The 8,225-nt window shown below is 64.2% G+C and carries 14 protein-coding genes and 1 tRNA gene; 4 read left to right on the top strand and 11 right to left on the bottom strand.

Annotated elements, in window-relative coordinates; translation table 11 throughout:
* The 3 genes from KBY71_RS13720 to KBY71_RS13710 form a co-directional block, all read left to right on the top strand.
* Positions 1-471: divalent metal cation transporter (locus KBY71_RS13720; protein ID WP_254929453.1), on the top strand; the 471-nt coding region annotated here is incomplete at its 5' end.
* A 29-nt stretch (positions 472-500) separates the two neighbouring features.
* Entirely contained in the window at positions 501-1,121 is a 621-nt protein-coding gene (locus KBY71_RS13715) for a class I SAM-dependent methyltransferase (RefSeq protein WP_254929452.1), read from the top strand.
* A 39-nt stretch (positions 1,122-1,160) separates the two neighbouring features.
* Entirely contained in the window at positions 1,161-2,249 is a 1,089-nt protein-coding gene (locus KBY71_RS13710) for a DMT family transporter (RefSeq protein WP_254929451.1), read from the top strand.
* On the opposite strand, the gene KBY71_RS13705 is transcribed toward KBY71_RS13710, so the two are convergent.
* The 11 genes from KBY71_RS13705 to KBY71_RS13655 form a co-directional block, all read right to left on the bottom strand.
* The gene (locus KBY71_RS13705) at positions 2,218-2,427 is read right to left on the bottom strand and encodes a hypothetical protein (protein WP_254929450.1); all 210 of its coding nucleotides are present in this window, start codon (positions 2,425-2,427) and stop codon (positions 2,218-2,220) included. The two genes, KBY71_RS13710 and KBY71_RS13705, sit on opposite strands and share 32 nt — an antisense overlap.
* Positions 2,424-2,708 (bottom strand): galactose oxidase, encoded by a 285-nt coding sequence (locus KBY71_RS13700; protein ID WP_254929449.1) that lies wholly within the window; start codon positions 2,706-2,708, stop codon positions 2,424-2,426. Before KBY71_RS13700 ends, KBY71_RS13705 begins: the two co-directional genes overlap by 4 nt.
* A 180-nt stretch (positions 2,709-2,888) precedes the next feature.
* Complete coding sequence (gene brnA / locus KBY71_RS13695) at positions 2,889-3,143, bottom strand: type II toxin-antitoxin system BrnA family antitoxin (protein WP_254929448.1); 255 nt, start codon at positions 3,141-3,143, stop codon at positions 2,889-2,891.
* The gene (locus KBY71_RS13690) at positions 3,130-3,393 is read right to left on the bottom strand and encodes a BrnT family toxin (RefSeq protein ID WP_254929447.1); all 264 of its coding nucleotides are present in this window, start codon (positions 3,391-3,393) and stop codon (positions 3,130-3,132) included. Before KBY71_RS13690 ends, brnA begins: the two co-directional genes overlap by 14 nt.
* A 61-nt stretch (positions 3,394-3,454) precedes the next feature.
* Complete coding sequence (locus tag KBY71_RS13685) at positions 3,455-4,243, bottom strand: RAD52 family DNA repair protein (RefSeq protein WP_254929446.1); 789 nt, start codon at positions 4,241-4,243, stop codon at positions 3,455-3,457.
* Between the two features lie 89 nt (positions 4,244-4,332).
* Positions 4,333-4,959, bottom strand: coding sequence for a siphovirus Gp157 family protein (locus KBY71_RS13680; RefSeq protein ID WP_254929445.1), 627 nt, complete (start codon positions 4,957-4,959; stop codon positions 4,333-4,335).
* Positions 4,960-5,035: 76 nt separating this feature from the next.
* Positions 5,036-5,485, bottom strand: a complete 450-nt coding sequence (locus KBY71_RS13675) for a DUF2493 domain-containing protein (RefSeq protein ID WP_254929444.1) — start codon at positions 5,483-5,485, stop codon at positions 5,036-5,038.
* Between the two features lie 271 nt (positions 5,486-5,756).
* On the bottom strand, positions 5,757-6,038 hold the full coding sequence (locus tag KBY71_RS13670; RefSeq protein ID WP_254929443.1) for a hypothetical protein: 282 nt from the start codon (positions 6,036-6,038) through the stop codon (positions 5,757-5,759).
* Between the two features lie 198 nt (positions 6,039-6,236).
* Positions 6,237-6,310: transfer RNA gene (locus KBY71_RS13665), tRNA-Pro, on the bottom strand.
* Positions 6,311-6,353: 43 nt separating this feature from the next.
* A complete protein-coding gene (locus KBY71_RS13660) occupies positions 6,354-6,500 on the bottom strand; it encodes a hypothetical protein (protein ID WP_254929442.1) in 147 nt (48 codons plus the stop codon).
* A gap of 532 nt (positions 6,501-7,032) precedes the next feature.
* The gene (locus KBY71_RS13655) at positions 7,033-7,434 is read right to left on the bottom strand and encodes a RidA family protein (RefSeq protein ID WP_254929441.1); all 402 of its coding nucleotides are present in this window, start codon (positions 7,432-7,434) and stop codon (positions 7,033-7,035) included.
* 74 nt (positions 7,435-7,508) lie between these two features.
* On the opposite strand from KBY71_RS13655, the gene KBY71_RS13650 reads away from it, so the two are divergent.
* The coding region (locus KBY71_RS13650) for an ABC transporter ATP-binding protein (protein ID WP_254929454.1) at positions 7,509-8,225 on the top strand (717 nt) is incomplete at its 3' end.

The raw sequence follows: 8,225 nt of genomic DNA, 5'->3' as shown, positions 1-8,225 counted from the left end.
CGGCTACCGCAGCCGGTCACGGACCTGAGCGAGGCCTACCGGCTGCTGACGCCGATGCTGGGCACCTCGCTCGCCAGCGTGCTGTTCGGGGTGGCCCTGCTGGCGGCTGGCCAGAGCTCGACGCTCACCGCCACCATGGCCGGCCAGATCGTGATGGAGGGGTTCCTGCAGATCCGTCTGCCGGACTGGAAGCGGCGATTGCTCACCCGCGGCCTGGCCCTGATTCCTGCGATGGCCACGGTGATCCTGTTCGGAGAGCGGGCCACCACCAATCTGCTGGTGCTGAGCCAGGTGGTGCTGTCGCTGCAGTTGCCCTTCGCAGTGATCCCGCTGGTGTGGTTCTGCGGGCGGCGCGGCCTGATGGGCGAGCTCAGAGCGCCGCTGGCGCTGCAGGTCGCGGGCTGGCTGTGCGCCAGTGTGATTGTGATGATCAACCTCTCCTTGCTCAGCGCGGTGCTGCGGGGCGGCTGAACTGTTGACAGCAGCCTCTGGGTGGACCCATGACGAGCAAAAACCACTGGGAGACGATATATGCAACCAAGGCCCCTGAGTCGTTGAGCTGGTATCAAGCCCATGCCGATGACTCACTCCGACTGCTTCAGGCAGCCGGCCTACCACTGGATGCGGCGATCATTGATGTGGGCGGCGGGGCCTCCACGCTTGTGGATGACCTCCTGAACCTTGGCTATCAACGGATCACGGTTCTGGACCTTTCCGGCGCGGCACTGGCCGTGTCCAGAGAGCGGCTTGGCGCACGCGCCGCTGCGGGGCAGTGGCTGGAGGCCGACATCCTCACGGCCACCCTGCCCGCCCATGCCTATGACGTCTGGCATGACAGGGCGGTGTTTCATTTCCTCACCAGCCCGGCCGATCAGCAGGCCTATGTCCGGGCCGTACTGCAGGCGCTCAAGCCTGGGGGCACTCTGCTCCTGGCAACCTTTGCAGAAGATGGCCCCACCACTTGCAGTGGCTTGCCTGTGGTGCGGTACAGCCCTGAGAGGCTCCAGGAAACCTTGGGAACTGCATTTTTTTTGCTCGGCCATGAGCAGTTCAGCCATCGCACACCAGGCGGCGCGGAGCAACACTTTCTGTCCTGTCGATTCCAGCGGACTTCCCCATAGTTTTGTAATGGAGCCCGTCCGGTTGCTGTGGTACTCCTGATGACCTCCCAGACGCGAGAACAGCGCCGCGGCTGGCTGTCGGGCCTGCTTGCTGCCGCCCTGTTCGGCTCCAGCGCTCCGCTGATCGGCAGCTTCAGCCACGGGGCTTCTCCCGTGCTCGTGGCGGGTCTGCTCTATGCCGGTGCGGCGTTGGTGCTGTTGCCCCTGGCCTTGGCCGAGGCCCCGACCAGCCGCCACGCTCCGATCCAGCAGGGTGATCTCCCCCTGCTGGGGCTGATCACCCTGCTGGGCGGCATCGCCGGTCCGATCGCCCTGGTCAAGGGCTTGGCGCTGCTCACCCCGGGGGCCTCGGCGTTGCTGCTCAACCTTGAGGCGGTATTCACGGTGCTAATCGCTGTGGGGGTGGGGAAGGAGCATCTCGGCCGGGAAGGCTGGGCGGCGGCCGCGCTCACGCTCAGCGGCGCCTTGGTGCTCTCGGCGGGTCCCCTGGGCGGCAGCCAGTGGCAGGGCGTGCTGTGGATTGCCTTGGCCTGCCTGTGCTGGGGCATCGACAACAACCTCTCCCAGCGCCTCAGCCTGCGCAACCCCCTGCAGATCTCCGCCGCCAAGGCCCTCGGGGCTGCCGTGCCGATGCTGGCCGTGGCCAATCTGCAAGGGCATGCCATTCCGTTCGCCTGGATGAGTGCCGCCCTGCTTGGCATCGGCAGCCTGGGCTATGGCGTCTCGATCTGGCTCGACATGGTGGCCCTGGCCGCTCTGGGGGCCGCCAGGGAAGCCGTGGTCTTCTCTACCGCTCCCTTCCTTGGCACTCTGGTGGCGGTGGCTCTGCTGGGTTCACCTCTCAGTCCATCGCTGCTGCTGGCGGCGGCCGCCATGGCGCTCAGCACAGGCTTGTTGCTGCGATCCAGCCACGGCCACTGGCACCGCCATGCCGAACTCGATCACCAGCACCGCCACTTCCATGCCCCTGTAGAAGGCGATGCGCACCACCTTCATCCCCACCGACCGGAGGATCTCGCGGACCTCGAGCCAGGCCAACCCTTCTGGCACAGCCATCGGCACCGCCATGACCCGCTGGTCCACGAGCACCCCCACGTCAGCGACGTGCACCACCGCCATCAGCACTGAGCCGTCCGCTCTGCCTACGCCTCAGATCCTGATCAATGGCCAGATCTGGGCTGATCAGCTCCAGCCGTTGATTGGTGCGCTCCCAGCGAGTCGGGCGAAAGTACAGCACCTGGCCGCCCTGGATCAGCCAACCCTCCTTGGGGGTGAGCGGTGGCCGCCGGCTGGCAGCAGCTGTCATGCCACTTCCGGCGCCCAGCCCCGCTGACGGGTCATATCCTCCGTCCAGCCCTGGCAGCGGCTGGTGAGGTGCTCGCCATGGGCGATCAGCCCCTGGTGCAGCTGACAGGTGAGCACCGGGATGCAATTCACCCCGGCGTGATGCCGAAACCAATGGCAGGTCATGCAGACCTTGCGGCTGCGGGCCTTGAGCAGCACTGTCTCATCGAGGTAGGGCCACTCCTCGATAGGGGTATCAAGCCGGGCATTCAGTGCTGCGGGCCGGGGGAGAGGGGCACCCATGAATCACGGCCAATACGTACGCGTGTACTAGCACGGTTACCCCTATCGCGTCCTGCCTGATCGGTTCAGCTCTGGTGGATAGCGGCTGCCTCTGGCTGCGACTGGTGCTGACGAGAAGGTCTCGATCCACTCTTGTTAGCGCCGCTGGCAGATCCAATCGACCTTTGGTGATGCTGTCCTTCAGTGGAGGGCGACTGTGCCCAGGCTTGATTCAGTGCGGTGCTCCAGTCGCTCAGCGAGCCACACTTTGATGATCGATTGCCGTGTCACGCCAAGACGGGTGGCCTCACGATCGAGCTGCTCGACCATCCAGAGGGGAAAATCCACATTGATGCGCTTCTGCTGCAGGCGGGGCCGAGTAGCGGCGTCGAGATCAAGTGCGCCGAGCACGACGTCACCAGCATCAAAGCGACGATCGAATTCAGAACTGTTCATAGAGCTGGACCTCTTCCAGGCGGGAGCGACGGTCAGAAATGAGACGGATGGCCTGGCTGCGATGGGTGATCACGGCTGACCAGTGCTTGCCATGGATCTGAGCAATGACGAGAAACCGCGGCTCATCTGTGGTGCGGGCTGGGATTTCCAGCAGGTCGGGATCGTTCCACAGAGCCTGGGCATCGACAAAGTCGATGCCGTGCTTCGCCTGGTTGGCCTTGCTCTTGAGCGGGTCGAACTCAAAGTCCATAGAGTTCAAAATCTATACCTTTTTGGCGCAAAGGACGTGCGTCGCTTCGGTTGCTTCCTATTCAGGTGGCCAGCTGCTGGTGCTGATCTGCTGAGCGCACCTCGCGGTGTGACACCAGAAACGTCTCGATCCAGTCGTGATGCCGCCGCTGACAAATCCGATCAGCGATAGAAGCAGCCTCGGCCGGCACCTGAAACCGCTTGCGGAACGCCTTGGTGAAGCCCTCCAGTAACGGCCGGGGCAGACCCCGAACGGTGGCGTGGATCTGCTGGATGGTGCCTGGATCGAGCGGTGCAAGCCCTGGATCAGGCTCCTGCTGGTCAGGTGATTGGAGCTGCTCCCGGGGGACCGCTTCTGCTGCCCTGCTTCTGATGTTGGCGTTGGGGGCCGCAGTGGCTGAACTGGTGACCTCCCTTTGCTGCTTGTCGTAAAGCGCCAGGCCGAAGGGATTGCCAAAGGTCATCAGGGCCCGTTTCATCGCATCGGTCTCGGCCTCCTTGAGGGCGGACTCATGGGCCTGGCCCAGGTCGACGTCGATGCCATGGCCGGCACCGCTGCCTTCTCGAATCACCTCGCCGACGCTGATGCGAACACGGGCGGTGTAGGTGACGCCCCAGCCGGCACGGTTGCTGCTGCCCAGGGTGCGCTCCCGCTCAGAGACGCACTGCACGGAAATGGTTTCGCGCTGCCAGCCGTCAAAGCCAAAGATGCGGTTGGCTTCTGCGATCGCTTGCCAACCCTCTAGGTAGGCCAGGGAGCGGCCGGCCTGGCTGCGGGTTTGGACCTTGGCGCGATCGAGTGGAGCGGAAAGGGCAGCGATCTGCTCGGTGGAGAAGACAGCGGTGGTCATGGGAATACTGCGATGTGAGAGGTGATTTGGGTGGAAGGGGTATGGGCCCGCTCATGCAACAGACCCATATCAAGGGGGGCTCTGTCCCCTCAGTGGATGCGCCAGGAGCGGCGGTTGAGCAGCTGGGCGCCAGTGATCTGGCGGCCGGCTTTGAGGGCTTCTTTGATGGCGTTCTTGTCCGGCTTGCTTGTGGTGGAGAAGGTGAGCCACTCGGCATCGAGGGCCTGCTCGTCGTCGATCACCACCGCCTGGGACTTGCGGCTTGAGAGCTCGTGATCGGGGAAGGAGAAGCGTGTAGCTGCGGGCTGCAGCTGGGTGAGGACAAAGATCAGCGATTCCTCCAAGGCATCAGCCCGGCCGGCATCACTACGGGCCAAGTCGGCGAGGCGCTTGGCCTGCTGGTTCCGGTAGGTGGCCTGCCCGCGCAGGTGCTCGATCACCCAGCAGGTGGCATCTGCTTTGGCCGCCAAGGCGGCTTTGTTGCCCTCCTCTGCCAGAAGTGCGGCCTCCAGCTCAGCCAAGGCCAGAGCGCGCTGCTCGGGATCATCACTTTCCAGCTGCTCGGCCAGCTGAGAGATAGCGGTGGTGAGCTCCTGGGCCTCGCTGCCCAGCTGCCAGAGGGAACCAGAGCGCTGCAGCGAGCAGGCGGGGCCTGCCACTGGAGGAGCCGAATCGATTACAGGAATGGCGGTGGGAATAGGGGTGAGAACAGGCATGACGGTGAAAGCGGACGAATAGGAAACGGGACTTGCAGGCAGGCGCCACAGAGGCCAGAAAGTTTCTGCTGCGAAATCAGCCGAGAGCGATGGCAGCAACAGGAACAGCGCAGAGCCCGGCAGCTGGGCTGACCTCGACCACCGAGATCGGCACCGGCGAGCGGGAGGCCATGCGGCGGGCTTCTCTCACCAGTGAGGCCGTGCCAGCACCACCGGGGAAGGCCACGACCAGCACTGAGGTGAGGCAGCCAGGAGAGCTGCGAGCAACAGCGCTGGCAACGGCCTGCTCGAGCAACTCGCGATTGCGAATTGGCCCAGCGGCCCGCCCATGGAACTGCCATTGAGCTGGCATAACCAGAGCTGACCAACCCAGCTGCTGGGCAGCGCGACCAATGGCGGCATCAGCTCCGCGGGCACCGCCGTGGAGCAATAAGTGAACAAGGCGGCCACTGCTGCGAGCAAGCAGCTCAGCGGCAACCCGCTGCTGGGGCCAGGCCAGATCCCGGCCGCCTCCGGCCGCGATCACCAAAGAACGGGATGGTGCTATTTCAGGGCTAGATGAGAGATAAAGATCCATGAATCAGCTGCCAGAGGTGACAACTGATCGGGGCAACACACCGCAAATAAAAGAGCGGCAGTGCTGGCGAGATCAGGAAATTGGATTACCGCAGGCGATGGACTAGGGGCCTTTGGCGCAGCCCTTATTCTAGCAGTACAACTGCACTTATGGACCGGTAGAACCGCTGCAGGGCAACTGATCTGCATAGAGCAAGCCCATGCCCAGCCGCCTCGGCTTCCTAAGAATTAAGGCCATCAGATCCGATCAAAAATGACCAGTGCCCGCGCAGCCGTGCGAGGAAACCTGGGGCCTCACCCCAGCCAGCCACCGGCAGCGGGCCGCCCAGCCACCGCAGCCGCGGGAGAGCGGCCATGCCCACCACCCCCACATCGGCGGCCCCGGAGCGGAGGGCGGCGGCGGCTGGCCGATGCACGCCACGGCAGAGCCGTGGCACGGTGAAGGACGGCCGCTGCCGGCCGTAGCCCAGCGGAGCCTGCTGTTCTGCCGCAGGGCTGCACATTGGCGATGGCTTGCAAGAGATGCAAGAGAAACTCGGGCTCTGGCCCATCTCATGCCGGATGGTCCTGACTCCAGCCACCACCGACCGATGTCCGCACGTGAGCAACGCAAGGCCTGAGACCCCTTGTCCTCTTGCACTTTCTCTTGCAGACAAGAAAAAAGGGTTCCCGGTATTGCCGAGAACCCTTGCAGTGACTAGTCGGGGCGACAGGATTCGAACCTGCGACCTAGTGCTCCCAAAGCACCCGCGCTACCAAGCTGCGCCACGCCCCGTCGCTGATGAGCTTAAGGGTGCGCCGGCGCCATCAGGCAAGGCTCAGCGGCCCAGGGATCGGATCAGGTCGAGGAGGTTGCCGCCAGCGGCTGGCGGCTCGACGCCTCGATCGATAAACCAGAGATAGCCGGCTAGGACATTCAGCCCAATAACCAGCAGCCAGACCCGCCAACCCTCTGGCAGTTTCATCTCAATCGCAGACAGGCGAATCCATCATCCTGGCCAAAGCGGTCCATACCAGGGCTGGCATGGACCGTTGACAATGCAAACTCTCGCCTATAGTACGGGTGTATTAATTGTCCAGGGTCATGATTTCCGCCCCGGCATCCGCCCCGGTCTCCTCCCCGTACGCCGTCTTCCGCGCCGAAGAGTGGACGTCACATTTGCAGACCTTTTGTGCTGCTCCGGTCCGGGGCCATCCCCGGTCGCCTGGTCCTTGCCAGGGCTCGGCCCTGGTGCAGGGCGAACTATTTGAATTCATGCTCCCCGCGCCTAGCTAGTGTTGAAATCAACACGCGGGGTCCTGGTCATGGTGATGAGCTCCGGCAATAGCGACTCAACTGATATCGGTCGCTCGGTGATGAAGTGGGGGCGAGATGGCGAGTTGTCCGTCCTCGACCTGCGTTCAATCCTGGAGCGACTCAGCGCCGTAGACGAGCAAGCTGCCGGGCTAATGGATTGCCCCTTGAATCCGCCCAGCTAATTGCTTGGCACTCAGTTGCTAGGCGGCTAGGGCAATGCAGTCGATTTCAACCCGAGCCCCCTTGGGCAGAGCCGCCACTTCGACGCAGGCCCGAGCCGGCGATACCCCATCGCTAAACAGCTCCGCATAGATGGCATTAACCCGAGCGAAATCGCCCAGGTCTGCCAGAAAGACCGTGGTGCGCAGCACCTGTCCTGGGCTGCTGCCGCCAGCTTCCAGCACGGCCTGCAAGTTGCTGAGCACCTGGCGGGTCTCGGCCTCCACATCACCAGCCCCCACCATCAAGCCAGTGCTGGGATCCAGGGCGATCTGACCGGAGCAATACAGCACTCCCCCCGCCTTCACCGCCTGGTTGTAAGGGCCTACTGGCGCAGGGGCGCTGGCGGTGATTACGGCTTCGGGCTGCATCGGGTGACTCATGCCAGGTCAGGATGGTGGCTGAGCCTATGGCCCTTGCCGGTCCTGCGCCGATCGCCAGCCCCCTTGCCGAGCTGATGCCTGCCGATTTGCCGTTGCGCGAACACGTGCAGCTGCAAGGCCTGTGGCACCGCTACGCCAATGCCACAGCAGGCGACTGGACGTTGCAGGGCATTGATCTAGCCCTTCATCAGGGCGAATTGGTGGGCTTGCTTGGCCCCTCCGGTTGCGGCAAAACCACCCTGCTGCGCTTGATCGCTGGTTTTGAGCGGCCAGAGCGCGGTTCGGTATTGATCGACGGCCGGGCCGTGGCCGGTCCCGGCCGCTGGCTGCCACCGGAGCGCCGCGGCGTTGGCATGGTTTTCCAGGACTACGCCCTGTTCCCCCACCTCGACGCCTGGCGCAATGCCTGTTTTGGCCTGCGGCGCGGTCAGGACAGCAGCCGGGCTAGCTGGTTGCTGGAGCTGCTCGGGCTCAATGGCTTGGAGGGCCGTTATCCCCACGAGCTTTCGGGCGGCCAGCGCCAGCGGCTCGCATTGGCCCGGGCCCTGGCGCCGGGCCCTTCCGTGGTGCTCCTCGATGAACCCTTCTCGAACCTCGATGTGGAGGTGCGCCTGCGGGTGCGCAGCGAGCTGCCCGCCGTGCTTTCGCGCTGTGGTGCCAGCGGCCTGATCGTGACCCACGATCCCGAAGAAGCACTCGCCATCTGTGATCGGGTGGCGGTGTTGCGCGATGGGGTGCTGCACCAATGCGCCAGCCCCAGGCAGCTGGTGCAGCACCCCGCCACCTCCTTT

The sequence above is a fragment of the Cyanobium sp. T1B-Tous genome, assembly GCF_024345475.1.
Classification (GTDB): Bacteria; Cyanobacteriota; Cyanobacteriia; order PCC-6307; family Cyanobiaceae; genus Cyanobium_A.
This window is presented reverse-complemented; position numbering and strand designations above follow the sequence as displayed.

Bases quoted from the DNA above. Each gene is read 5' to 3' on its own strand.
- KBY71_RS13715 (WP_254929452.1), top strand. From the start codon at position 501: ATGACGAGCAAAAACCACTGGGAGACGATATATGCAACCAAGGCCCCT.
- KBY71_RS13710 (WP_254929451.1), top strand. From the start codon at position 1,161: ATGACCTCCCAGACGCGAGAACAGCGCCGCGGCTGGCTGTCGGGCCTG.
- KBY71_RS13705 (WP_254929450.1), bottom strand. From the start codon at position 2,427: ATGACAGCTGCTGCCAGCCGGCGGCCACCGCTCACCCCCAAGGAGGGT.
- KBY71_RS13700 (WP_254929449.1), bottom strand. From the start codon at position 2,708: ATGGGTGCCCCTCTCCCCCGGCCCGCAGCACTGAATGCCCGGCTTGAT.
- brnA (WP_254929448.1), bottom strand. From the start codon at position 3,143: ATGAACAGTTCTGAATTCGATCGTCGCTTTGATGCTGGTGACGTCGTG.
- KBY71_RS13690 (WP_254929447.1), bottom strand. From the start codon at position 3,393: ATGGACTTTGAGTTCGACCCGCTCAAGAGCAAGGCCAACCAGGCGAAG.
- KBY71_RS13685 (WP_254929446.1), bottom strand. From the start codon at position 4,243: ATGACCACCGCTGTCTTCTCCACCGAGCAGATCGCTGCCCTTTCCGCT.
- KBY71_RS13680 (WP_254929445.1), bottom strand. From the start codon at position 4,959: ATGCCTGTTCTCACCCCTATTCCCACCGCCATTCCTGTAATCGATTCG.
- KBY71_RS13670 (WP_254929443.1), bottom strand. From the start codon at position 6,038: ATGTGCAGCCCTGCGGCAGAACAGCAGGCTCCGCTGGGCTACGGCCGG.
- KBY71_RS13660 (WP_254929442.1), bottom strand. From the start codon at position 6,500: ATGAAACTGCCAGAGGGTTGGCGGGTCTGGCTGCTGGTTATTGGGCTG.
- KBY71_RS13655 (WP_254929441.1), bottom strand. From the start codon at position 7,434: ATGAGTCACCCGATGCAGCCCGAAGCCGTAATCACCGCCAGCGCCCCT.